This is a genomic window from Pandoraea sp. ISTKB (genome assembly GCF_001721285.1).
GTDB lineage: Bacteria > Pseudomonadota > Gammaproteobacteria > Burkholderiales > Burkholderiaceae > Pandoraea > Pandoraea capi.
In genome coordinates this window covers 91,300-114,643 of sequence record NZ_MAOS01000013.1, presented here as the reverse complement: position 1 = coordinate 114,643, position 23,344 = coordinate 91,300, and the positions used below count along the sequence as shown (strand labels likewise).

Genomic DNA, 23,344 nt, shown 5'->3' with positions numbered 1-23,344 from the left:
TCCCTACCGCCCCCCCTCCCCTCCGCGCCACCGCCCCTTCCGTCGTCGCGTTGCCGTTCGTTGTGTCGTCGCGCCGCGTGCTCGCATGCATGTACCGGGCACCCTCCCAATCGTTTGCACTGCACGGCTTTGACCACAATCTGCAAGTTGCGGGGGGGGCTCCCCCGACAGACTTTCGCCGTACGCCCCGTGCACATGCCCCCTGGCGCAGTCCGGTCACACACGCTGTACCGCGGGCCTTTTTCGTCGACGAAAGTTCCGATATGCCCGCCACCCTACCCAACGCACTGACGACACACACCTTCGCGCCGAATCGTCTGGACAGACTGGACGGCCTCAATAACGCCACGAGCCACTACGCGCGTCACGACATTGTCCGATTCGATGCTCTCTCGACTCAGGCGTGCACGATGCTCGACGAATCCCCCGAAGCGCAGCCTGCGCTGGGGCTGATGCTTCGACTGACCGAGCAGGGTATTTCCATCGAAGACCTCGCAGCACTTGACGACGACGTCATCGAGGGGTTCATGAATGCCTTCGACGAGAATCCCCGGCTTGGCGCCAGCCTGGTCGACATGCTGCCCGCGCGACTCGCCCGGCGCTCCCCGTCGGAGAGCGTGGCTGACGTTTGCCGAAAGCTCCTCGGCGCGGCAAACCGACGTGATCTCGAACGGTCGCTGTCTCGCTCGGCGCTTCCGGCGCCGGAAGTCTGCCGGTTCGGCACCGCCTGGAAGCGCTACTTTTGCGACTGGCGCACATCGATCGTCGAGGCGTGGAGCGACTTCCTTCTGCTGGGAAGCGGCATTCGCGCCTCACACGTCGAGGCGACGATCCCCCATCCGGCGGCAACGTTTGCCGATACATGCTCGCGACGCGAGCCAGAAGCACGCGCCGCTCGTAAAACTGACCTCTCAGCCGCAGCGCCCTCCTATCGCGGTCGCCACGCAGGCAACGCTCGACACCATTGCCGCCGATGGCGCACTGGCGAGTGCAAGCAGCGACACCCCGTCGCGAATTTCACAGTATCGCGAATGGTTATCGGGGACGAGTGCCACCGGCGTCGAGCAGGGAATGCAGGCATTCCGGCAGCAATGTGCTTCCGCGCACCGAACGTTGCCGGGACATTCAAGCACCGTTTCCCTGACGGACGTCAAGAATGTCGTCCATCTGGAATCGCTCAGACTTGCCTTGTCGAAAGCCATCCCGCAAGTCAAACCGACCATACGAACCTTTCTCGTCAATCAGTTGGAACGCACCGGCATTCGTAGCGCGAATCCAGATCAGATCTATGTCCAGGCCGACGCGCGTGGGCTGATGTCCATTGTCGATGTCGTGCTCAACGCCACTGCGTATCCGGGCACCCCGAGCCATCTGTCCATGCCGATACTGGCGAAAGGCCCCGACGGCGCATTTCGAACGTTCAGGAAGTCTAAATCGACAACGGGTAACCGACGGAGGTTTCGACATGCAGGCAAACGCAGCAGGAGCACTGGCGGCATCGATGCCACGTGCCGGGTTTGGCGAGACGTCCATCGAGACGCCCCCCCATCGCATCGTTGCAGACGTAGCACGTTTCGAGACACTATCGACGGCGGCCTGCACGATGCTCGGCGAGTCACCGGAAGCCAGCACGGCGGTGGGCCTTCTGCTACGGCTTGCCGCGCACAACGTCCCGGTCGACGACCTCGCCGCCTTGAACGACGACCTGATCGAACGGATTGCCGACACGTTCGGTGACGATCCGTCGCGGGCGACCTACCTTCTCGACAGGCTCCCCGGCGAACTCGCCGGACGAAGGCCGGAGACGCCCGTAGCGGAAGTCTGTGAAGCCCTGCTCGACGAGATCGTCCAGCCCGCCCCCAAACCGTTCGAAGCATGCGAGACAACGTCTCCCCCGGAAACGCCCGGCTTCGGTCGTGCATGGTGGCGCTACTTTCGCGACTGGCGTACGTCGATCGTCGAGGCTTGGCGCGACTTTCTTTTGCTGGGTAGCGGGGCGCGTGCCGATGATCGCGGCATCACGCCGACGAGTACGTCGTACGGCTCGCACAACGTGCCCGCATTGGATTTCACCCGCAGCGGAAAGACAGGGTACTTGCTGGGGTTACTGTTCTTGTCGTCAGGATGTCATCAACAGCGCCCGGGCCGTCCCGACCGACTACCGCTCACATTCGCCGCATCCGGTGAGTCGATCACTGGCGACGCCGCCCTCGATGTCCCCGACGACATCGCCACGATGCCCGCAGCCGACCAGACGATGCTCGACCGTATCGGACAGATGCTCTCCGACTCGGCCCACTTCGCGACAGAACTCTCACCGAACAAGTTCGCAGCGACGCGACGCGCGAGCGCATCGTCAGCCTGTTCGACGGCGCACCCGACAATGCCACGTGGTACAACGCGCCGAGCATCGACATGCAAGGCGTGCGCGACACCACGTCGGTCGACACCTTCACCGCCATCGCATCGGCCTATGAGTCGCAGCACAATCACCCTGCGCCCTTGACCGTGAAGTCCGAGTACCGCCCGGTGCTCAACTTGATGGACAAGTTCTCGAAAGTCGACCTGGCTTTGGGGCTCGGCAGTTGGGCACTTCCGTTCGCGCGTCCCATCAGTCTGGCCTACTCGGTCGTCGACGCCGGCGTCGGCGCCATCGGCATGGGCGTCGGCTTGGCAACCCACGACAGCGCACTGTTCAAACAAGGATGGGAGAACTCCTTGTCCGCGATCGGGGCGCAAGGCATCGCAGCCTCACGTTTCAAGGTGATGTTGTTTCTGCGCGGAGACGCCCGCTACAAGTATTTCGTATCGCAGGCCCCACGCGCCGAAGACGCGCTGATCCTCGGCCTGCACCGCGTGGACGGCAGGTTCTACGCCGCCATCGACTCAGACACGCGCGCCTACCTCTCACTGGATAGCAAGACCGGCTTCTTCCGCATGGCGCCGGAATCCGCCTCGGAAGCGATCAAGGAAGACGCCCCCCTCCTGCGCCGTTCGCAATCGGGGCGCTGGCATGTCGTGACCCAGGCGGATTTTGCGGCCCCCGAGTTGGAAGACCCGGACACCGCCTGGCGCATCGATCAGGGCTTTCGCGCCCGCTTCGACGAATTACGCGACATGCGCGATCCGGTCTTCGAGAGCGCGCGGCACGCCGTGACAAGCGTCGACACGTCGGGCAATTCCATTCCGTTGCCATGGCAACTGCGCCTGTTGAAGCTCGACTTCGTCGATCTTTCCGTCACGGACGCCGAAACCCTCGGCAAGCTCGCCGGGCGCATCGACTATCTGCAAAACGTGCTGGATGCGGCCGAGGCGTTCGTGATCAGCCCGCTACCCGACGAGGCAACGCGCCTTGGGGCGCTCTACGAACCTATCACGCAGCGCGCACGGGTTTATCTCGGGCATGTGCGTAACGGGCTGTTGCGGGCGTGCCCACTGATCAACCGGAACTTGCCGGTGGAGACGGCGGTAAATGTCTTCAACCGCGCGGCAGCAATGCCGCCATCCGCCACGGATCGGCTTATGCAGGATCTCAGCCAACTGGGACGTATCAAGCTTAAGTATTTGCCCCAGCGCTCCCTGTCTCTGGGCATCGAGACACTCGACACACTCTTCAACGGCGCCCAGAACACCGAGCGCGCCTTCGAAATGACGGCCGGAACCCACACGCTCATGATGGGGCGGCACCTTCTCACCGACGCCGCGGCGCAGTACTACTTTCTTGATCCTGCGCTCGGCCTCGTTTCGCACTCGGACAGCCGGACGATCATCGAAGTTGTGCGCGCGCATCTGAATGCCATGGCGGGTCCGTACGAATTGGTCAGGGAAGGCGGGGTTTATGCCATCGGGACGAAGGAAATCGACCTGTCCTTCCTGGCAAATGTGAAGCTATCTCGTGACTTCAACGATGTGGCGCCGGTACGCGTCGCCCTCCGACTTTGACTTTCACGGTAACTCAGCGCAACACTTCACAGGAGTTCTTGTTATGCAAATCGGTCAGGCCCTCTTGCCATGGAACGCGCCGAGCTTCCATGCGGCCCCTATAACGGCATTGACGCCCGTACCAGCAAACGCGGCGAGGCCAGACGTCAGCGACCTCGTAACGGATTTCACTGCACTCAAGCAGATCCCCCAGGAGGCGTCTGAGCTATCGAAGCCTGAAGACAGCGACAACGGTTTTGCGTTTCCCGACTGGATCACCAGCCTGACGGACATCTACGAGCGGAATTTCTTCATGTTTCACTGCGCCCTCACCGACCTGAAGCACGGGCCCGACCGCACACCTCTGCACGAACAGGAAACGTTGTCGCGCATCATGAAGCACCTCGATGCGTTGTCATCGCAGGCTGGGGTCACAGCAGCGCTGCGAAGCCTGATCGATGCGGTCAATCAGCGCGGACGCGGCGTGTCCGTCGAGGACGTCGTCGACAGGCTGATGACGCGCAAAGGCGCGCGCAACATTCAACGATCGATGGATCGTGCGAGGGCATCTGCGGAATCTTCGGATTCGAAAGAGGAGCTCTCGATTACCGAGCTCATCGCCGATGTCGGCATCACGTTGGGACTTTCAGGGCTGATCGTCATGCCGGGCGATCCGGTCACGAAAACGCTCGCAGCCATTGCACTGGCAATTCAAAGCTACCGTTGGACCGATATGTACGACGCGCACCGAAATTTGCGCGAAATGTACGGTGTCGAGCACCCGAACCGTGGCATTGCCGCCGTTCGTATGCCGAACGTTGGTTGAGTGTGCTTTAGGTGCGTTTTAGGTGCGCTTTGGGTGCGCCTTGAACCCGCTTACGCGGCCGCCGACACCGGCGGTTGCGTGTCGGCTTGCGCCTGAAGTTCGGGTTGCGCCAACACGTCGGCAAACGCCTCGCCGACCAGTATCACGCTCGGTTGCGAGCTGTCGAACCACGAGACGGCAACGCCGTCGCGCAAGTCGGCGAGCGTCATGCCGATGCGGCGCTCACGCGATGTCGTCACTGACTCGACGATCGCCACCGGCGTGCCCGGCGACTTGCCCGCCTCGATCAGTTCCGAAGCAATGCGGGCCGCGGCATCGCGCCCCATGTAATAGACGAGCGAATCGGCCGAGGCGTCCTGCGCGATCTCCGGCGAGCCGGGCGCCCGGCTTTGCGTGACGAACGCCACGCTGCGCGACACACCGCGCAGGGTCAGCGAACGTCCGAGCGAAGCGGCACTGGCGAGCGCCGCCGTGATGCCCGGCACGACCTCGACCTCGATCCCTGCGGCTTCAAGCGCGCGCAGTTCTTCGTCTGCCCGACCGAACAGCATGGGATCGCCGCCTTTCAGGCGCACGACCAGCGCGTGCGTACGGGCGTGATCGATCAGTTGCTTGTTGATGAATTGCTGCGCGCTGGAGAGCTTGCCGCAGCGTTTGCCCACGGCGACGAGCTTCGCCTGCGGGCACAGCGCGAGCATTTCCGGTTCGACCAGCGCGTCGTGAAGTACCACGTCCGCTTGTGCCAGCAGACGTGCGCCGCGCAACGTGATCAGGTCGGCGGCACCCGGACCAGCGCCCACCAGATAGACTTTGCCCGGTCGTTGAACCGGTTGCGATTGGGGTGCGTGCGTCGTCGTCATGATGCTGCCGTCGTTTCGTGGGTCCGTCGATTTTCTTTGCCGACACCGGTGCGTTTAAGCGCACCGTGTGCCGTGCCAATGCAAGACTACGTGGGCGAGGCGACCGGAATCAGGCCGCCAGCGCACGAATCATACCGGCTGCCACCGTGTGGTGGGTTGCTTCGTCGATCAGCACGAAGGCACCCGTGGCCGGGTTGGCATCGTACGTGTCGGCCGCCACCGGCTTTTGCAAGCTCAATTGCACGCGTCCGATATCGTTCATGGCGAGCGTCGTCTTGTCCGTGCCGTGCGAGAGCGTGCTGACGTCGAGCACCGTGTCCACGCTGCCGATCTTCACGTATACCGTGCTGGTCGCTTGCTTGAGCAGGTACTTGCGTTGCGGCGCGAGCGCGTCTTCGTCGAACCAGCAGACGTCTGCGGAGAGCTTGCGCGACGGCTCCAGCGCGGAGTCCGCGCCCACGAAGGTATCGCCGCGCGACACGTCCACGTCTTCCGTCAGACGAATCGTCACGCACTGACCGGCGAACGCCTCTTCGATCTGGCCGCGCGGGCCGACGATTTCCGCGACGGTGGCCGTGCGGCCCGCGGGCAGCACGCGCAACGATTGCCCCACGCGCACCGAACCCGATTCCACGCGGCCCATGTAGCCACGGAAGTCGTCGGCATGCGAGCCGTCCTGACGCGCAACCAGTTGCACCGGGAAGCGCAGCTCACCGCCCGTCTGCGCGACCGGCAGCGATTCGAGCATGTCGAGCAGCGGTTCGTCCTGGTACCACGGCATGCGCTCGCTCGCGTACACGATGTTGTCGCCCTTGAGCGCCGAGACCGGCACGAAGCGAACGTCCTGCAAACCGAGGCGCTGCGCCAGTTCGAGGTACGCCGCGCGAATGTTGTCGAACGCCGTCTCGCTGTAGTCGATCAGGTCCATCTTGTTGATGGCGACGATCACGTGCTGCAAACCCAGCAACTTGACGATCGCGCTGTGACGCTTGGTCTGCGCGAGCAGCTCGGTGCGCCCGTCGACTTCGGTCACGCGTGTGGCATCGACCAGAATGATGGCGGCGTGCGCCGTCGATGCGCCCGTGACCATGTTGCGCGTGTACTGCTCGTGGCCCGGCGTGTCGGCAATGATGAACTTGCGGCGCGCCGTCGTGAAATAGCGGTAGGCGACGTCGATGGTAATGCCCTGCTCGCGTTCGGCTTCGAGGCCGTCGGTCAGCAGCGAGAAGTCGATGTCTTCGCCGGCGGTGCGCTTGTGCTTGGCGCGTGCGAGGGCGGAGAGCTGGTCGGTCAGCACCGACTTGCTGTCGTACAGCAGACGGCCGATCAACGTGCTCTTGCCGTCGTCGACGCTGCCTGCCGTGATGAAACGCAGCACGCCGAGGTCTTCCTGGTGCGGGGTGAGGCTCATGATCTTTTCAACTCGATGGCTTGGCTCCCGAGCGGCGCGGTGTGTCGCTCAACGAGCCGGTGTGTCTTAACGTGGATCTGATCGCGGTGCGTGCCGGCGAATCAGAAATACCCTTGCTTCTTGCGCTGTTCCATCGCCGCCTCGGACGTCTGATCGTCCATGCGGGTGGCGCCACGCTCGGTGATGTCCGTCACGGCCGTCTCGGCGATGATCTCCACCGGGCTCGCGGCAACGCTGGCCACCGGGCACGTGCAGCTGATGTCGCCCACGGTACGGAAGCGCACCTGCGCCAGTTCGCTCGTCTCGCCGTCCTGCTTCGGCGTGAGCGGCGTGACCGGCACGAGCAGCCCGTTGCGACGCACGATTTCACGCTCGTGCGAGTAATAGATCGACGGCAGGTCGAGGTTCTCGCGAGCGATGTATTGCCACACGTCCAGCTCGGTCCAGTTCGAGATCGGGAACACGCGCAGGTGCTCGCCCTTGTGCAGACGGGCGTTGAACAGGTGCCACAGTTCCGGGCGCTGCGCCTTCGGGTCCCACTGACCGAATTCGTCGCGGAACGAGAAGATGCGCTCCTTGGCACGCGCCTTTTCTTCGTCGCGACGGGCGCCGCCGATCATGGCGTCGTAACCGTATTCGTCAATGGTTTCCAGCAGCGTGACGGCCTGTGCGGCGTTGCGCGAATCGTTTTCGCGACGCAGGCGCACCGTGCCGCGCGCGATCGAGTCTTCGACGTGACCGACGACCAGTTCGGCGCCGAGCGCTTCGGCGTGACGATCACGGAACTCGATCACTTCCGGATAGTTGTGGCCGGTGTCGATATGCACGAGCGGGAACGGCAGTTGGGTCTTGCGGCCCGGGCCAAGACCGAACGCCTTGAGCGCCAGGTGCAGCACCACGACCGAATCCTTGCCGCCCGAGAAAAGCAACGCAGGCTTACGGCACTCCGCCACGACCTCGCGCAGGATGTACATCGATTCGGCTTCGAGCCAGTCCAGATGATCCATTCGCGAGCCATTGGCCTGCGCAACTTCGTGCATCGCACCCATAGTGTTCCCTTCCTTGACGATTCCGAGTGATTCCGAATTTTTCGAGAGTCTTGTTGCCCGATGTGCGTCAGTGCTGTCTGTCCGTCACATCGTCTTCTATCTTGTTGCCCGGCATTCCGGTCGATCAGTTCGACTGCACCGACACCGGGATCTTGCTCAGGTTGCTCGCGTGCAGCCCGCATTCCTTGCTGTCGCGCGACTCCCACCACCAGCGCCCTGCCCGGCTGTCTTCGCCGGGGCGAATCGCGCGGGTGCACGGCTCGCAGCCGATGCTCGGATAGCCGCGCGCGTGCAGCGGGTTGACCGGCACGTCGCGCGCGGTCAGGTAAGCCCACACTTGCGCTTCGGTCCAGTCAAACAGCGGGTTGTACTTGGCGATGCCACGGGCGTCGTCCTGTTCCGCGAAGGCCAGTTCGCCGCGGGTGACCGATTGCTCGCGACGCTGGCCGGTGAGCCAGGCGTCGGCGTCGGCGAGGGCACGACCCAGCGGCTCGACCTTGCGGATCTGGCAGCACGCCTTGCGCAGATCGACGCTCTCGTAGAACGCGTTCGCGCCATGTTCGGTGACGTACTGTTCGACGGCATCGGCGTGCGGCGCGTATTGCACGACGTCGTAGCCGTAGCGCGCCTTGATCTTGTCGATCATGCCGACCGTCTCCTCGTGCAGACGACCGGTGTTCAGCGTGAAGACGGTGATCGGCAGTTGCTGACGCAGGATGACGTGCGTGATGAGCATGTCTTCGGCGGCGAGGCTGCTCGCGAACTTCACATTGCGGTGCGAACCAGCGATGCGGGCGAGTCGCTCAGCCAGCACGGCTTCCATTTCGTCGAGCAACGCCATGTCCTGATGCTCGGCATCGGCCACGCCCGACGGTACGGCTGCCGGGGTGGGTTCCCAGCGGGATTCGTTTCGCATGTCGCGAACTCCTTGTTTTATGTGGGGTGTCAGCCGACCAGCTTGACTGCCGCGAGCGTGAGCGTCGCCGCCAGCGCCGCGCGCACGATGCGCTCGGGCAGATGGCGGGTGAGCTTCGCGCCCAGCCAGATCCCGGGCAGGGAGCCGATCAACAGACTGCCGAGCAATGCCCAGTGCACCGTCTCGAGCCAGATATGACCCAACGCGGCAATGGCCGTGAGCGGCACCGCGTAGGCGATATCGGTACCGGCGACTTCGGCCGGTTCCAACTGCGGATACAACATCAGGATCAGCGTCGCGCCCACGGCGCCTGCGCCAATCGAGGAAATCGTGACCAGCACGCCGATGACCGCGCCGACGATCACTGTCGCCACCGCCTGCGAGCGCCCCGTCAATTGCCAGTTCGGATGGGCGCGCAGCACCGCGAGCAGCTTGGCGCGAAAGAGCAGCGAGAGCACCGTGAGCAGTACCGACGCCGCAATCGTCAGCTTGATGACGTGCAGCGCCGCCTCGTCGATACCGCCCAGGCGCTTCAGGAACAGAATGGTGACCAGCGCCGCCGGCAGCGCGCCGAGCGTGAGCCGACGCACGATGTGCCATTTCACGTGGCCGTGCGAGCGGTGCGCGACCGTCCCGAAACTCTTGGTGATCGCGGCAAACGCCAGATCCGTTCCCACGGCGACAGGCGCGGCATAGCCCAGCAGGAGCGTGAGCAAGGGCGTCATCAGTGAGCCGCCGCCTACACCGGTCAGGCCGACCAGCAGGCCGACGCCAAATCCGGAAAGGGGTTCAAGCCACAGCGACATGAATGACGTTCCTGGTGGGTCCTAAATGCCTGAAAGGAATAACGTTATCGAAACAGTGGCACCCACTGTAATGAAAAGGCTATATACTTCAAACGAATTAAAAATTGTTTGTATATTTTCTAAAGTTATACAAATGAACCTGCACCAGTTTCGTTTCGTGCGCGAGGCCGTCCGCCAGAACTTCAACCTGACGGAAGCCGCAAAAGCGCTCTTCACCTCCCAACCGGGTGTTTCCAAGGCCATCATCGAGCTTGAAGAAGAGCTCGGCGTGGACATCTTTGCCCGTCATGGGAAGCGCATCCGTAACCTGACGGAACCCGGGCGCATCATCTTCGAGTCCGTCGAGCGGATTCTGATGGAGGTGGAAAGCCTCAAGCGGATCGGCAAGGACTACGCCGCGCAGGATCAGGGCAGCCTGACCATCGCCACCACGCACACGCAGGCGCGCTACTCGCTGCCGCACGCCGTGGCCGAGTTCAAGAAGCGCTATCCGAAGGTGCGTCTGTCGATTCTGCAAGGCAGCCCGACGCAGATCGCCGAGATGGTGCTCCACGATCAGGCCGATCTGGCGATCGCCACCGAAGCCATCGCCGGCTATAAGGATCTGGTGTCGCTGCCCTGCTATCAGTGGCAGCACGTGGCGGTGGTGCCGCCCGATCACCCGCTACTGCAATTGCCGTCGGTGGGCATCGAGGATCTGGCCAAGTACCCGCTGATTACTTATGACCCGCAGTTCGCCGGACGCGCCAAGATCGATCAGGCGTTCTCGCTGCGTCATATGCAGCCGGACATCGTGCTCGAAGCCATCGACGCGGACGTCATCAAGACTTATGTCGAGCTGGGACTGGGCGTGGGGATTCTGGCGGGGGTGGCATTCGACCCGGAGCGCGACCGCAATCTCCGGGCCATTCAGGTCGGTCACCTCTTCGGCACCAATGTGACGCGCGTCGCGCTCAAGCAAGGCGCTTATCTGCGCGGCTATGTCTTCACGATGGTTGAACTGCTTTCACCCATCCTTACCCGCAAGCTGGTAGAACAGGCGTTGCGCGGCGAGCACGAGAGCTACGAGCTTTGAAGTATTCCGGATGCCGCCAGCGGTGCTCAATTCTCGGGCACCGCTGGCGGCATCCGGTCGTCAATACGCCGAAACACACTTTCCCGGCGACATCTCCGAGACGTATTTTTTCCGGCTGGTCGAACGCTGACGGTGCGGTATGCTTATGCGATTCGACCAAAAGGAGACCTCATGCGCTCAACGCTTCGCGGCATTCGCCTGTCGGGCCTGCTGCTCACTCTGACCCTGACCGGTGTGGCGACGGCCGCACGCGCCGACCTGACCGTCGGCATCGACCTGTCGTCGACGGGACCGGCGGCGGCCATCGGTATTGCCAGCAAGAACGCCATGCAACTCTGGCCCGATCAGATCGGCGGGCAGAAGGTGCATTACGTCTTTCTCGACGACGCCTCGGATCCGGGCACGGCGGTGAAGAACACGCGCAAGTTGATCAGCGAGAACAAGGTCGACGTCATCGTCGGGCCGAACATCACCCCGAGCGCGCTGGCGATGCTCGATCCGATTTCCGAGGCGGAAACGCCGATGATCACGTTGATCGGCTCGGCAGTCGCCGTGGAGCCTCAGGACGCGAAACGTCGCTGGGCGTTCAAGATGGCCGCGAACGATTCGGCGATGGCCGACGTGATGACGCGCTATATGGCGAACCACGGCATCAAGACGGTGGGTTTCATCGGGTTTGCCGATGCCTATGGCGATAGCTGGCTGAAGGAATTCACGAAGTTTGCGGAGTTGCGCAAGCTGAAGATCGTGGCGCAGGAGCGCTTTAATCGCACCGATACGAGCGTCACCGGGCAAGCCCTGAAGCTGATGTCGGCCAAACCGGACGCCATTCTGGTTGCCGGTTCCGGCACCCCGGCGGCCCTGCCGCAGCGCACGCTTCAGGAGCGCGGCTATACCGGCAAGATTTATCAGACGCACGGTATCGCGACCTACGACTTCGTTCGTGTGGGCGGCAAGGATGTCGAGGGCACGTTGTTCCCGACGCAGCCGGGCGTGGTCGCCAAGACCTTGCCGGCGGGACATCCGGCACGCACGGCAGCGTTGGCGTTCACGAAGAAGTACGAAGCCAAGTACGGCACGGATACCGTGACCCAGTTCGCGGCCGATGCCTATGGCGTGTGGGATCTGCTCAACGATGCCGTGCCGCGTGCAGCGAAGGTGGCGGCGCCGGGCACCCCGGCGTTCCGCGTAGCGTTGCGCGACGCGCTGGAGTCGACGCATAACCTGGCGATTCCCAACGGCATCATGAACCTGAGCCCGCAGGATCACGTGGGGCTGGACCAGCGGGCTGGCGTGATGGGACAGATCAAGAACGGCAAGTTCGTGTTCGTCTCTGACTGATCATTGGGCGTCTGCCATTGCCGTCGCCGGGCGAGCCGAGAGGCACTTGGCGACGGAGAAGAAAAGCGCATGCGGCGGGCTTGTGGCCGGGGCAAATTTCGGTCATAATCTCGCCTTCGTCCGGTGAACCATCAGGTTTTTCGAACGACTCACGCTGCGACACCGTTCGGTGCCCGCACATCCGCCCAGGTGGTGAAATTGGTAGACGCAGGGGACTCAAAATCCCCCGCCGCAAGGCGTGCCGGTTCGATTCCGGCCCTGGGCACCAGATACACTTGCAAGAAAATTCAGTAGAATTCGAGAACCCGCGACAGATAACGTCTTCGCGGGTTTTTTGCTTCCCAATCCGTTCGCCGACATGCATCGGGATGTGTTGACATCCGGGGGCACGTCGGGGCACTTTAGGGGGCACTTGCTAGGAAATCGGATTCTCATCAAGAAAATGCCCCCAATGAGGTCGTGATGCCCATCACTGACATTGCCGCGCGCAACGCAGCTCCCCGCGAGAAGACTTACCGTCTTGCTGACAGCGGGGGCATGTACCTCGAAGTATCCCCAACGGGGGGAAAATACTGGCGGCTCAAGTACCGGTTCAACGGAAAGGAAAAACGTCTCGCACTGGGCGTCTATCCGACGGTCGGATTGGCCGCAGCACGCAAGAAGCGGGACATCGCGCGGGAGCAATTGGCGGCGGGGATCGATCCAGGGGAAAAGAAAAAGATCGACAAGCGGACAGCCCGATTGAACGCGGATAACTCGTTCGAGGTTGTTGCACGAGAATGGCTGGAAGAGCGCAAGACGGTCGTACAGATCAACCAGCACGAGAAGACTCTAGCCAGACTTGAGCACGACGTCTTCCCGTGGCTCGGCAAACGCCCTATCACCGAGATTGATGCCCCCGAAATTCTGGTGGTACTCAAACGGATCGACAGTCGAGGAGCTCGATATTCTGCGCACCGGGTGCGCAGCGAAATCAGCCGAGTTTTCCGATACGCGATCAAAGAGGGAAAGGCAAAGGGCGATCCGGCAAGAGACCTGGTCGGGGCCATTCCGCCCTCAGTTGAAACTCACTTCGCCGCCATTACCGAGCCTGCCAAAGTCGCAGAAATGCTCAGGGCTTTCGATGGTTTCTCGGGGACATTCCCCGTCCTTTGCGCACTCAGGCTGGCCCCGATGCTATTCGTACGCCCCGGCGAACTTCGTCAAGCTGAGTGGACGCAGTTCGATCTAGACAAGGGGGAGTGGCGCTATCTGATTACTAAGACGAAGACAGAGCACTTGGTCCCGCTTGCATCACAAGTGGTAGCCATTCTGCGAGAACTGCACGCACTGACTGGTCAGGGACGGTATGTCTTTCCTGGTGCCCGCTCAGCACTGCGCCCAATGAGTGAGGCGGCGATCAATGCCGCGCTTCGGCGATTAGGTTACGACACGCGTACGGAAATAACCGGTCACGGTTTTCGCGCAATGGCACGAACGATTCTGCACGAAGAATTGGAGCAAAAACCGGAGGTGATTGAGCATCAGTTGGCGCATGTAGTACCAGACAACCTCGGCTCAGCTTACAACCGAACCAAGTTCATCAAGGAACGTCGCGCCATGATGCAGCAGTGGGCCGACTATCTTGATCGGCTAAAAGCAGGCGCTCAAGTTATCCCCATCGGCGCAGCAGCTGGGGCTGGCCAAGGCTGAAAGCAACGAACCGATGGAAGACGAACGCACTTAGCGCGATATGCGCTCGGCACACGCCCTCTTGACGGTGGCAGTGCCGACACCGAACTCCTCGGCCGTCATCCGGATGCTAGCGCCCCGCTCCACCCGCCATGCCTTGATTGCCGCGTAGTCATGTGATCGCGCGCGGCCCTTGTACTTCCCTTCTGCTTTCGCAATCGCAACGCCGCGTCGTTGCATTTCGGCACGGTTCAGATAATCAGCCTCACCCTGCGCGGCCATGAACGCCAACACTGCGTCGCGCGTTGCTTTCTCAATAGCGCACTTGGCGTTCCCATCAAAAACCATTCCGTTGAGCGTGCATTCGACACGGACGCCAAAGTCCATCAATCGACGCATCGTGCGGTGCAACTCGTCGTATCTTCGGCTAATGCGGTCGAGCCAGCGCACGATAAGAATACCGCCGTGGCGTAAATCATGTTCGACTTTGCGCCACTCGCCCCGCGCGTCAGGGGCCACGTGGTAACCGCTCACACCCTCATCGATGAAAACGTCCTTGTCGTGCACACCGTGGGCTTTGGCGTCGTCGTACTGGCTCGCTGACGACTGACCGTCCGTTGTTGAAATCCGGCCGTAATAGAGCTTGCGCATGGCATCTAATGGATCATTAGAGTTAGTGGCTCAATTATAACATGGCTCATTTTTACGGTTAATTCTATTGATCCAACTGGCGGCGCCCACATGGTTGGCTCATTACGGTGTACCGAAATGAGCCAGCATTGCTGGCGAGTGATGTGTACGACCACCCCTCAGAAATTTCGATGCAAGTCTTTCGATTTTTAGGCATCAGCAATTTAGATTTTTGATGTGTTTTTTCGACAATTTACGCACGTTGCTTTACCATAAAACAGCAGGCATATTTTTTTAATTTCTGGAGGCTAAGTGATTAACGTTCATCAGCGCTTCAATTCAGTAGGGCATGGCACGTTCTTCAATGGGTTCGCGTTTGAGATGGGGCGTGTAAATGAATTTAGCTGGATTTACGACTGTGGCTCAAAGAGAACGACGCGCCTCGACCAAGAGATCACACGTTTTGATGAGTGCTGGCAAGCACCTGAAGAGATCGACCTTTTAGTTCTTTCTCATTTTGACGACGATCACGTAAATGGAGTTGAACGCCTGTTGAAATCGAGAAAGGTTCGGAATCTCGCGCTGCCGTACATGGACATCGGTCAAAGGTTAGCTTGTGCAGCAGCGATTGACTCGGATTCGAGCTCTGCTTCTACGGCATCTCTCCAACTCGATCCGGTGGCTTGGCTGCATGCGCACGGCCTTGCTGACCAAGTCACTACCGTGCTCATGGTGCAAGGTGGGACTCGTGACGACGACGACCCTCCGATTGACGCGCCTCCTGCCCCTTTGCCTAGCTCCCCAACCGCAGACGAGCCTTTTCAAAATGAGAAAGGGCACTCCAGTGAGCGAGCTCACGGCCCGCGACATCCACTCATGAATGCTCACGGCACGTCCATTGCGACTGGACCTCAACTGCTAACTCACAAGCACACGAGGTCCGTGGGGGCGCTTGGCTTACCGCTTGAACTGATGTTTTTCAATGCAACACAGCCTGACCTTTTTCGTCATGATGCGACTGGCATGTCTGTTGCCCGTCGATCTCACTGCGAAATTTCTGTTGTTCAATCCGAAGTCGACAAAATATCACGTAGCTACGGACTATATGATTTGAGTCGAAAACCACGCAAAGGATGGCGTGATGCACTGAGAGCCGTCTACGTGAAACACTTTGGAAATTCTAGTCAGCAGCGCAACAATATCTCGCTTTGTTTACTCGTGCGCCCATATGCAATCAGAATCGGATATTTCGCAGTTGCCGAAAATTTCGACGAGCACCATTTTTTTTATGACGGGAAAATCTTAAATACAAACAAGGCTGGCACTTTACTATTGGGTGATCTTCGCATCGATGCCGGAACTCTTGAGGAGATGACAGCACATTTTGGATTGACTCGTTGGGCCAGCATCGGCACGGTCCAAGTTCCTCATCATGGTTCAAAGCACTCTTGGGAAAGTGGGGCCGCCGCGGCTTTTTCTGCCGAACTATTTGTTCATTGCATCCCAGATTCCTCCTCTCACCACCCGCATAAGAGCGTGGAAGACGACTTGAACTCAGTTGCTACCGTTTTGCGGGCGGACTACAGGACGAGTGTAGTTATAAATTATTGGTACATACCTTAGCAGCCCATTCAACTCGTCGTTAAGGCAATTGATCAGAGGTGGCCTCGCTCATTCGGACAGTCTTCTGAGATTTTTAAGTGAAGCGTCAGGGGCAGTCATGCTGCCGATTTGATCGCAGGATGCGACGCGAAGTATGCCCAATAGACGTGGTGGATTACGTGATAAGCCACTACGGATTGACGATGAGGCGGGCCTGCAGGCTGGTCAAGCAACCACGCAGCGTGCAGTATTACCAAAGCGTGAAGGCCCCTCGGCCAGCGCTGCGTGCACGCATGCGAGAGCTTGCCTATACGCGGGTGCGTTATGGCTACCGGCCTGTACACATACTGCTACGGCGCGAAGGCCGGCAATTGGGCCGGGATCAGGCATATCGGCTGTACTGCGAAGAGCAACTGCAGTTGCGCTCAAAACTGCCCAAGCGACGCAAGATGGTCGTCACCCGTGTGCAGAAGATTGTGCCAGGCAAACCGAACGACGCCTGGAGTATGGATTTCGTCGCAGACCAACCCGCAGACGGGTTGAAGTTCCGTACATTAACGATCGTGGACGTTTTTACGAAAGAAGCACTGGCCATCGAAGTCGGACAGCGGTTGAGGGGCGAACATGTGGTGTCGGCACTTAGTCGTATCGCTGCCAGGCGCGGCGCTCCGCGACATATTTTCGTGGACAACGGCAGCGAATTTTCCGGGCGTTTGCTCGACATGTGGGCGTATCACCACAAGTCCCGAATTGACTTCAGTCGCCCGGGAAAGCCAACGGACAATTGCCACATCGAGACGTTTAACGGGTCATTCCGTGACGAACGTATGAACTTGCATCGGTTCGAGACGCTGGACGAAGCGAAAGCGATCATCGAAGCGTGGCGCCAGGACTATAACGAGAGTCTGCCTCACTCAGCTCTAAAAAGAGCTGGCACCGGCCGAATTCGCCCGACAGTTGGTGTTTTTGCCTGGGTCACCTTGATCCGCAACGCCGAAAAACTCGCTCTGCATTTGGTCCGGAAAACCCAAGCGGATCAAAATGATCAAGGCGCCCCGGGCGGCGTAGCTGCGGTAGATGTTTTGGTAGCGACCTTCTTCCCAGCAGGCTTTTTCGCCGGAGTATTACCTGACGCCAGAAACGATTCGCAGCTCAGGACGAGTTCTCGGCCGTAAGCCTTAGATGCGTCCCGTACAGCAGTGCGACTCACCGCCAGTAACATATAAGTAGCGTGTGCCGCAGCAACAATCAGAACTACGGCGGTCTTGTTTCCCATAGGGGCACCGAAGTTCCAAGACATGGCCCATAGAAGTAGTACACAGATCGCTACGACGAAAACGTTCAGCGCCAGTGCGAGCGCCTTGACTCCAAGCAGATTGCGGCGAAACCCGTAGGTGACATTTTCGGCGAACAGGATGGGGAATTTCTTCGTGTCGCGTGTGTTTTGGCGAAGCCAGTTTCCGCACTGATCATAGAAGGAGTCGGCTGCAGCTTGATCTGCGGCCTCATCTGCGGCACTGGGCGCAACAACACCTAGCTTGCCAGCGAGAAAGACGCGATATCTATCCTTCGAGCCACTATCAATGGTCGAATCGCTTCTACGGAACATAGTGATCGAAGGCATACCTCCATAATCAGCGTAGAGCGCGCTCTCGATAGCACGACCACGAGCACGCGCGAAGTCTGCTATTGCCCAAAGCAATACGAGCATTCCGAGCGACGCGATCATGTTTGAAAGTCCGAACGTCTTCCACGAAATCAAAAGAGTTAGTGCCGCGAGAGCGGGAGCCGCTCCGATGATGGCTGGGAACAGCCTTGCGCGAATGGCGTAAGCGTCGAAGAATTTGAATACTTCCATCACAGGCCCTCCACCTCAGGTTGAAAGCCTTCCGCGACGGCGGGAACAGTGCCTGGATGGCCGCTGCCTGAATAGTGTGAAATCCACTTCGTGCGGGTAGAGTAAACCTTGAAGCCCCGACGCATGAAAGCATTGATCACTTGGCCGCGTGGGTAGTCTTCTTTGTTGGAGCCTACTGAGCAGAAGGCCACGCCAACTTTCGTACCTTCAGCGACTTTAGGCCCTAACCAAGTATTGAGTACTGAGGGCGTCACGTTGTGCCTGCTTCCATGGTGCGGCACTTGGACAAACTTGGGCCGGTTCAGCTGCAGTTGAGCGGCATAGTTAGCGGCTTCGGTAAGGCCGATGGGTCCTACGTCAGCGGTGAGTAACACGCCTTCTTTGCCCAACACTGCGTACTGCACGACGGAGCTTTCATTGGAAGCTGATGTTTCAGTGTTAGAGGCGAGTGTTTCGATGTCCCATTTTTCTTCAAGCTTCTTCTTCGTGGCTTCGATCAGGGATCGTAGTCCGAAACCTCTAACGGCCGCGTCTTCTGTGTATCGGGTTGGCGTCTTCCCAAAATCAGGGATCGAGTTGATGTATCGGTCCCTTGAAGGAGCAAGTACAGAGAATGCCCCGATCTCATTGCCCCGAAAGACTTCATGAATTACTGTGTTGTTCTCGATTGCAAGCTTTTCAAGATCGACGAGATAGGGATGCCTTCTCTTGATGTCGTCAATTAGTCCCTGCAGTGTAAAGTTGCCATGAAAGTGATGAAGAATTTGTTCGGCATACAGCCAGGGCCTGTTCATCCAAAGGTGCTTAACCGTAATTTTTTTCATCACCCCCAGAAGCCCAGTAGCGTGATCATCGTCGGCGTGCGATAGCACCATGTGATCAATGAAGTAGCCGGGGTAGTACGTATTAATGTGATTGATGATGGTATCAGCCGTTCCATTCCGACCGCCATCGACAACATGGAGGGTGTAGCCAGAGTTATCATCGCCATAGCGGATAACGATCGCGTCCCCAGAGCCTTCCCCCACCGGCAAAAACGTCACCTCATATTTCATATATTTTTTCAATCGTCGGTTGTTTAACTGCCCAATCGTAATACATTTATCAAGAAATGGTAATCGTTTGGTACGCATCGGGTTTTCATGCTGGCCGTTTGGCGACTAATAATAATCAACCCGATGAGTACGACGTGGCCCAAACCGTGCACTCAGTGCTCTACTTCTGGACTAACCGCGACCGGCTTGGGCCAAATTGAGACAGTCACTCCCGATCCCGGTAACTACAAGAAAGCACAAGCAATTGCGGCAGACAACCGTGAAAACGCAAAAGGCTCCTACCGGAGCCTTTTTTTCATGTATTTTTTGCCTAACGGCTCGTGCTTCGCCGTGATCACTTGGTAGTGATCCGCTTGGGTTTTTCGTACAAAATCCAGAGCGCGTTTTCGGAGTATCGGGGCAAGTCGTCTCGGACAAAAACACAAGTTGCCGGGCGTATTCAGCCGGTACCAGGTCATTGGGAGCTGAGTGAGGCCAGCTCCCGTTGCTTTAGCGGCTTCGCGGGGTAGCTCTGCTCGGAGGACCGGCACGCCGCGCTCACCGGCTGTTCCAGACAGCTCGACCGGACCTGCTAATCCACACTCCCACGCACTCAAGCACGCGAGGCTTCCAGTTCAGCGAGCCCCGGGGTGATGTAAAATGGAGGGGAAAGCTTAGGTCACAATCAACCATAAACGGGTATGCACTTCCCCGTAATGGTATCGTCCCTGCATTATTTTAGGGAATGGCCGCTTCGCAGAAAAAACGACCAATTCAGGTCACAAGTCGACGGTTTTAGCGCCGCGGCTTGGTGATTCTGAGTTTGTGGAATGGGGTCGTCTATTTTCTTAAAGATGCGATAAGGAATTTGTTAGTAAGTACACGACCAACGACGTTCAGCTTCAATTGAGCCATTTTTTCGCTCGCATATGCGTGACTCTTCGACTTTCGAACTGCTCGCCGGTAAGCGCGATAGCTGATCCCAAGAAGCGCGGGATAGAGCGGCAACATCAACCATTGCGACGACGTACTCTTCTCGGTTCGATGAACCTCCATCGAACTGAAGCCAGCCAGCATAGACAGCGTCCGAAGTTGCTGCGCCCCCATTAGGAACAAGTGGCCGTAATACCGCTTGTCGCCAGACTCGCCCCAGACGCTCTCCATCGCGCTCGGTGGCGTACCGCGCAGAATCTCGCTTTCAAAGAAGAGATACGCCAACTTTGACGCCAATGAGCTGCGATTCGGCGTAGTCAGGAATAGCTCTCCACCCGGCTTGAGGATTCGACAAATCTCCTGTAACGCCGACAAGTGGTTCGGCAGATGTTCGATTACCTCCTGCAAAATCACCACATCGACGGAATCGCTTTCGATCGGTAGCCCCTCCATGATGTCGGCGTATTGCGCACCGTCTTCCAACTTGCATCGTTCCGGCAGGATGTCGTAAGGCCGCACGTCTGCGCCGAGATTCCTCAGTACATACGTTGTCCGTCCGTCTCCGCATGCCAGATCGACTACGGTCTTGCCTCTCCAGTCACTTCGGCCTCGCAAAATCCGGTCGACGTTCTTCCCGATTCCAGCCCCGATTTCTTTCTCGAACATAGCGGTTTTCTTCTCGACGTTGCTCAATGAGCCCTCAGCGTCAGCCACCAACCAACAATCGCGTGCGACAGACGAAAGACGGGGAGGATGACGTCAGAACAAATCTAAGAAATCGCATTGTAGAATAAACTCGACAATGTTTGTTGTGTGTACTACGTCGTTAATCAGTCGTCAGACGGGCATCCTGCCCGCCATGACCACCAAGAAGAAACAGCCTCCTGCACCCGCGGCCCCATCGCCAATTTCTGAGGCAATTGGTCGACGGGTTAAGGAGTGCCGCCATGAAGCGGGAAAGTCGCAGGAAACCTTAGCGTTTGAGGCACGGGTAGATCGCACCTACATTTCGGCTGTCGAGCGGGGAATTGCGAACCCCACCATCGAAACGATCGCCAACATCTGCTTCGCACTCGGCTACACGTTGGCCGAATTGTTCGCAACGCTTGATGACGTGTCACTTGCGCCGACTGGAGAGCGAAGGGCAAACGCCGCCACCCCTCCCGAAATCAAGCGCACCCGGCTGAGATAGGGGTTTGCCCTTAATTGCAAGTCATTGGCGATCCCTGCATAGGGCGCACTGGAGCCGTCGCGCTCGAAGGACTTGCCAGCCCCTTTCCCTGCCCGAGATAGCCCCTCTAAGCCCGTTTTACGGCTCGCAGAAGCCATCGCCCCGGGGATTTGCCCCATCTACGGACATAAAAATGGCCCATCCGTCTCTTTTTTGCAACAAATCCTTGTTGCAAGAAGATCCGACCGTCTTGCGTCCCAGTCGAAGAATTTGAAAAATCGTGCTACGATTTTCAAAAATCATGGGATATTCATGCGATTTTTGTGATTTTTGTGGATTTTATTTGACATGAGTCGCGGTTTTCGACCGTCAAATAATCCACCTCGCTCGACGTTACCTCAGCGATTTCGAGCACCTGTTGCGACGCAGCTTTTCTCCGCGTTTTCCTCGCACCTTGGATAGTCGGTAAAGCGTCAATTGCAGGTGTCTCTGGGCTGACGCCGAACGGCCTGCCTAACGTCCCACCGACTAATTTCCCTCTGCCTTGAATTTGTTCGCCCGCATCGGCAGTGGCCTGCTTTTGCCTATTTATTTAGTACACCTACATATGAAGAACGAAAAAACAAAAATTTCTCGGTTTCTCCTCGGCGATATTCTTGCGACCGCAGGAGCCGTCGAAGTTCTCAATCGCACCGGAACGAACGTCGTTGAACTGTTGAGACGTCATGCTTCAGGCGACTGGGGTGTTGTGTGTGCCACCGACGCCCTCCTAAACGAACAAGCGGTTTCTGGCGGGGGGCGAATTCTTTCCGCTTACGAAATCGGACCTCGGCAAGAACGCGTGTGGATCATTACTGAAGCTGATCGAAGTGCCACGAGCATCCTTACCCCGGCGGAATACTGATGGAGTTCACCGTGCAAAAACTCCATCCGGCCCTTCGATCTGGACGACGCCTGCTGATCACAGGTTCAAATTCACCCACGTTCAGTTTTCAGGGCAGCTTTGATTCTTCGTGCGCATTGCATGCCACCGCGATGGCTCTTGCATTACATCGTCGAATGCAAAACCCATTGCGCCCGACGTCTCGATATTCCTACAGCGAGCGCGATTTCATTCGCCGTGCGATTCCGTACTGGCATTCAGGAATTCCAATGGCGGACCTGCACACGTTGATGTGGGAGCTGAATCTTGAACTGAGACCGGTCTATTTCGAAGGCGCTCACGCCGATGTCATTCGCTTCTGTGAACACGAAGCGCGACAAGGACAGCCTGTCGTAATGGCTTTTCGCGAGCGCCACCGAACGTGCCAACACGCCGTTCTGGTTGTCGGGGTCGAGGGTCGGCAGATCGGGAGAACGTTCGAGGGCCATACGCTCTTGGCCATCGATTCATCTGAAGTCGAGCCGAGCCTTGCGGCCTACAACGCTCGGCTGACGTGGAGCGATGACGACCGACGGTCCGCCAGACATGCGGTCTACGAAACCACATTTGATCGAAAGCGAGTGGTAGTTACTGAAGCGATATCGCTTCGCCCCGCACCTCGAAGAAGGCGGTGCCCCGACAAACCGCCTTAGCTCACGCCTGCGGAACCAAAGTGCCCTGACTATTAGTGTTCTTCGGGGCGAATGACAGCACAGCAAATGCGGGCGGTAAGCCTCAACGCACACCAGCAAGCAACGACTACGAGAGATTTGAAATGAATGAACCCATCAATCACGAAAACGAGAACGATGCATCAACGAAAACACGGCGACGCAGTAGGCTCGGAGCTACTGTGTGGTTCGCCGTCGCATTCGTCGTAGCATTCTTCGCAACATCCGTATATCTTCCGCAGCATTCGAGCCATTTTGCGGTGAAGTTCTTCTCTCTCTGGGCGATTGGAACCCTACTTGGCTACATTGGAATTCGATGCGGCGATGCTGTGCGACGAGTGTTTCAGCCCGACATACTGATTGCCAAAGGAGGCATCTCCGATGCAGTCTGGGCACGACTTTGCTGGAGCCTCGGACCGCAGATCGTCGGCATATACCTCGGCGCAGTGACTGGAACGAGCATCGTAGCTGAGTGGATCGCCTGAGCATTACCAAGAGGGGACAAAGCAAGTCGTAGCGTCGATATTCCGAGGCCACGTTGCGGCTTGCTTCCCGTTTCCAATGACAGAAGTCGGCCAGCGGAGGACAACGAAAGCGACATCGAATGGTCGTTTAGATTCTGTTGGCTGCAGTCAATCAACTCTCTC

21 protein-coding genes, 1 tRNA gene and 1 pseudogene are annotated in these 23,344 nt (G+C 58.7%); 13 read left to right on the top strand and 10 right to left on the bottom strand.

Annotated elements, in window-relative coordinates; translation table 11 throughout:
- The first annotated feature begins 263 nt into the window (after positions 1–263).
- The 4 genes from A9762_RS28400 to A9762_RS03695 all read left to right on the top strand — a co-directional run bounded on the left by A9762_RS28400 (position 264) and on the right by A9762_RS03695 (position 4,747).
- The gene (locus tag A9762_RS28400; protein ID WP_139133055.1) at positions 264–1,268 is read left to right on the top strand and encodes a hypothetical protein; all 1,005 of its coding nucleotides are present in this window, start codon (positions 264–266) and stop codon (positions 1,266–1,268) included.
- Between the two features lie 197 nt (positions 1,269–1,465).
- Positions 1,466–2,506, top strand: a complete 1,041-nt coding sequence (locus tag A9762_RS03705) for a hypothetical protein (protein WP_069340697.1) — start codon at positions 1,466–1,468, stop codon at positions 2,504–2,506.
- Positions 2,416–3,942, top strand: coding sequence for a hypothetical protein (locus tag A9762_RS03700; RefSeq protein WP_069340696.1), 1,527 nt, complete (start codon positions 2,416–2,418; stop codon positions 3,940–3,942). The genes A9762_RS03705 and A9762_RS03700 overlap by 91 nt, the downstream gene beginning before the upstream one ends.
- Before the next feature lie 43 nt (positions 3,943–3,985).
- Positions 3,986–4,747, top strand: coding sequence for a hypothetical protein (locus tag A9762_RS03695; RefSeq protein WP_069340695.1), 762 nt, complete (start codon positions 3,986–3,988; stop codon positions 4,745–4,747).
- 50 nt (positions 4,748–4,797) lie between these two features.
- Here A9762_RS03695 and cobA read toward each other — a convergent pair whose 3' ends face one another.
- The 5 genes from cobA to A9762_RS03670 all read right to left on the bottom strand — a co-directional run bounded on the left by cobA (position 4,798) and on the right by A9762_RS03670 (position 9,789).
- Positions 4,798–5,607, bottom strand: a complete 810-nt coding sequence (gene cobA / locus A9762_RS03690; RefSeq protein WP_069340694.1) for a uroporphyrinogen-III C-methyltransferase — start codon at positions 5,605–5,607, stop codon at positions 4,798–4,800.
- 109 nt (positions 5,608–5,716) lie between these two features.
- Positions 5,717–7,018 (bottom strand): sulfate adenylyltransferase subunit 1, encoded by a 1,302-nt coding sequence (locus A9762_RS03685; RefSeq protein WP_069340693.1) that lies wholly within the window; start codon positions 7,016–7,018, stop codon positions 5,717–5,719.
- 101 nt (positions 7,019–7,119) lie between these two features.
- Positions 7,120–8,067 (bottom strand): sulfate adenylyltransferase subunit CysD, encoded by a 948-nt coding sequence (gene cysD, locus A9762_RS03680; protein WP_069340692.1) that lies wholly within the window; start codon positions 8,065–8,067, stop codon positions 7,120–7,122.
- A 124-nt stretch (positions 8,068–8,191) separates the two neighbouring features.
- Positions 8,192–8,908 carry a phosphoadenylyl-sulfate reductase gene (locus A9762_RS03675; protein WP_069340748.1) on the bottom strand — a complete coding sequence of 239 codons (717 nt, stop codon included), beginning with the start codon at positions 8,906–8,908 and terminating at the stop codon, positions 8,192–8,194.
- 104 nt (positions 8,909–9,012) lie between these two features.
- Positions 9,013–9,789 carry a sulfite exporter TauE/SafE family protein gene (locus A9762_RS03670; protein WP_069340691.1) on the bottom strand — a complete coding sequence of 259 codons (777 nt, stop codon included), beginning with the start codon at positions 9,787–9,789 and terminating at the stop codon, positions 9,013–9,015.
- A 133-nt stretch (positions 9,790–9,922) separates the two neighbouring features.
- Between A9762_RS03670 and A9762_RS03665 the strand changes: the two genes are divergently transcribed.
- From A9762_RS03665 to A9762_RS03650, 4 genes are all read left to right on the top strand, one after another.
- On the top strand, positions 9,923–10,864 hold the full coding sequence (locus tag A9762_RS03665; RefSeq protein WP_069340690.1) for a CysB family HTH-type transcriptional regulator: 942 nt from the start codon (positions 9,923–9,925) through the stop codon (positions 10,862–10,864).
- A 171-nt stretch (positions 10,865–11,035) separates the two neighbouring features.
- Positions 11,036–12,205, top strand: coding sequence for an ABC transporter substrate-binding protein (locus A9762_RS03660; protein WP_069340689.1), 1,170 nt, complete (start codon positions 11,036–11,038; stop codon positions 12,203–12,205).
- A 183-nt stretch (positions 12,206–12,388) separates the two neighbouring features.
- Positions 12,389–12,473 (top strand) — tRNA-Leu (locus tag A9762_RS03655).
- A 194-nt stretch (positions 12,474–12,667) separates the two neighbouring features.
- Complete coding sequence (locus tag A9762_RS03650; protein WP_069340688.1) at positions 12,668–13,897, top strand: integrase arm-type DNA-binding domain-containing protein; 1,230 nt, start codon at positions 12,668–12,670, stop codon at positions 13,895–13,897.
- Between the two features lie 30 nt (positions 13,898–13,927).
- Here A9762_RS03650 and A9762_RS03645 read toward each other — a convergent pair whose 3' ends face one another.
- The gene (locus tag A9762_RS03645) at positions 13,928–14,527 is read right to left on the bottom strand and encodes a recombinase family protein (protein ID WP_069340687.1); all 600 of its coding nucleotides are present in this window, start codon (positions 14,525–14,527) and stop codon (positions 13,928–13,930) included.
- 291 nt (positions 14,528–14,818) lie between these two features.
- Here A9762_RS03645 and A9762_RS28395 point away from each other — a divergent pair, with 291 nt between their 5' ends.
- Positions 14,819–16,129 (top strand): hypothetical protein, encoded by a 1,311-nt coding sequence (locus tag A9762_RS28395; protein WP_139133054.1) that lies wholly within the window; start codon positions 14,819–14,821, stop codon positions 16,127–16,129.
- A 149-nt stretch (positions 16,130–16,278) separates the two neighbouring features.
- Positions 16,279–17,092, top strand: a pseudogene (locus tag A9762_RS03640) (IS3 family transposase); the annotation flags it as partial.
- A 61-nt stretch (positions 17,093–17,153) separates the two neighbouring features.
- On the opposite strand, the gene A9762_RS03635 reads toward A9762_RS03640, so the two are convergent.
- From A9762_RS03635 to A9762_RS03625, 3 genes are all read right to left on the bottom strand, one after another.
- Positions 17,154–17,966 carry a hypothetical protein gene (locus A9762_RS03635; RefSeq protein ID WP_069340686.1) on the bottom strand — a complete coding sequence of 271 codons (813 nt, stop codon included), beginning with the start codon at positions 17,964–17,966 and terminating at the stop codon, positions 17,154–17,156.
- A complete protein-coding gene (locus tag A9762_RS03630) occupies positions 17,966–19,099 on the bottom strand; it encodes a ComEC/Rec2 family competence protein (protein ID WP_139133053.1) in 1,134 nt (377 codons plus the stop codon). The genes A9762_RS03635 and A9762_RS03630 overlap by 1 nt, the downstream gene beginning before the upstream one ends.
- A gap of 741 nt (positions 19,100–19,840) precedes the next feature.
- Positions 19,841–20,599 carry a bifunctional 2-polyprenyl-6-hydroxyphenol methylase/3-demethylubiquinol 3-O-methyltransferase UbiG gene (locus A9762_RS03625; RefSeq protein ID WP_139133052.1) on the bottom strand — a complete coding sequence of 253 codons (759 nt, stop codon included), beginning with the start codon at positions 20,597–20,599 and terminating at the stop codon, positions 19,841–19,843.
- 181 nt (positions 20,600–20,780) lie between these two features.
- On the opposite strand from A9762_RS03625, the gene A9762_RS03620 reads away from it, so the two are divergent.
- Together A9762_RS03620 and A9762_RS27950 are read left to right on the top strand one after the other, a co-directional pair.
- Entirely contained in the window at positions 20,781–21,125 is a 345-nt protein-coding gene (locus A9762_RS03620; protein ID WP_069340747.1) for a helix-turn-helix domain-containing protein, read from the top strand.
- A 586-nt stretch (positions 21,126–21,711) separates the two neighbouring features.
- A complete protein-coding gene (locus tag A9762_RS27950; RefSeq protein WP_083253607.1) occupies positions 21,712–22,008 on the top strand; it encodes a hypothetical protein in 297 nt (98 codons plus the stop codon).
- A 236-nt stretch (positions 22,009–22,244) separates the two neighbouring features.
- Here the strand turns inward: A9762_RS27950 and A9762_RS28805 are convergent, their stop codons facing one another.
- Positions 22,245–22,475, bottom strand: a complete 231-nt coding sequence (locus A9762_RS28805; protein WP_069340683.1) for a hypothetical protein — start codon at positions 22,473–22,475, stop codon at positions 22,245–22,247.
- A gap of 326 nt (positions 22,476–22,801) precedes the next feature.
- Here A9762_RS28805 and A9762_RS28390 point away from each other — a divergent pair, with 326 nt between their 5' ends.
- Positions 22,802–23,182, top strand: coding sequence for a hypothetical protein (locus tag A9762_RS28390; protein WP_139133051.1), 381 nt, complete (start codon positions 22,802–22,804; stop codon positions 23,180–23,182).
- Positions 23,183–23,344: the final 162 nt, after the last annotated feature.

Coding starts and splice junctions, on each gene's coding strand:
- A9762_RS28400 (WP_139133055.1), top strand. CDS start 264: ATGCCCGCCACCCTACCCAACGCACTGACGACACACACCTTCGCGCCG.
- A9762_RS03705 (WP_069340697.1), top strand. CDS start 1,466: ATGCAGGCAAACGCAGCAGGAGCACTGGCGGCATCGATGCCACGTGCC.
- A9762_RS03700 (WP_069340696.1), top strand. CDS start 2,416: ATGCAAGGCGTGCGCGACACCACGTCGGTCGACACCTTCACCGCCATC.
- A9762_RS03695 (WP_069340695.1), top strand. CDS start 3,986: ATGCAAATCGGTCAGGCCCTCTTGCCATGGAACGCGCCGAGCTTCCAT.
- cobA (WP_069340694.1), bottom strand. CDS start 5,607: ATGACGACGACGCACGCACCCCAATCGCAACCGGTTCAACGACCGGGC.
- A9762_RS03685 (WP_069340693.1), bottom strand. CDS start 7,018: ATGAGCCTCACCCCGCACCAGGAAGACCTCGGCGTGCTGCGTTTCATC.
- cysD (WP_069340692.1), bottom strand. CDS start 8,067: ATGGGTGCGATGCACGAAGTTGCGCAGGCCAATGGCTCGCGAATGGAT.
- A9762_RS03675 (WP_069340748.1), bottom strand. CDS start 8,908: ATGGCGTTGCTCGACGAAATGGAAGCCGTGCTGGCTGAGCGACTCGCC.
- A9762_RS03670 (WP_069340691.1), bottom strand. CDS start 9,789: ATGTCGCTGTGGCTTGAACCCCTTTCCGGATTTGGCGTCGGCCTGCTG.
- A9762_RS03665 (WP_069340690.1), top strand. CDS start 9,923: ATGAACCTGCACCAGTTTCGTTTCGTGCGCGAGGCCGTCCGCCAGAAC.
- A9762_RS03660 (WP_069340689.1), top strand. CDS start 11,036: ATGCGCTCAACGCTTCGCGGCATTCGCCTGTCGGGCCTGCTGCTCACT.
- A9762_RS03650 (WP_069340688.1), top strand. CDS start 12,668: ATGCCCATCACTGACATTGCCGCGCGCAACGCAGCTCCCCGCGAGAAG.
- A9762_RS03645 (WP_069340687.1), bottom strand. CDS start 14,527: ATGCGCAAGCTCTATTACGGCCGGATTTCAACAACGGACGGTCAGTCG.
- A9762_RS03635 (WP_069340686.1), bottom strand. CDS start 17,966: ATGGAAGTATTCAAATTCTTCGACGCTTACGCCATTCGCGCAAGGCTG.
- A9762_RS03630 (WP_139133053.1), bottom strand. CDS start 19,099: ATGCGTACCAAACGATTACCATTTCTTGATAAATGTATTACGATTGGG.
- A9762_RS03625 (WP_139133052.1), bottom strand. CDS start 20,599: ATGTTCGAGAAAGAAATCGGGGCTGGAATCGGGAAGAACGTCGACCGG.
- A9762_RS27950 (WP_083253607.1), top strand. CDS start 21,712: ATGAAGAACGAAAAAACAAAAATTTCTCGGTTTCTCCTCGGCGATATT.
- A9762_RS28805 (WP_069340683.1), bottom strand. CDS start 22,475: ATGGCCCTCGAACGTTCTCCCGATCTGCCGACCCTCGACCCCGACAAC.
- A9762_RS28390 (WP_139133051.1), top strand. CDS start 22,802: ATGAATGAACCCATCAATCACGAAAACGAGAACGATGCATCAACGAAA.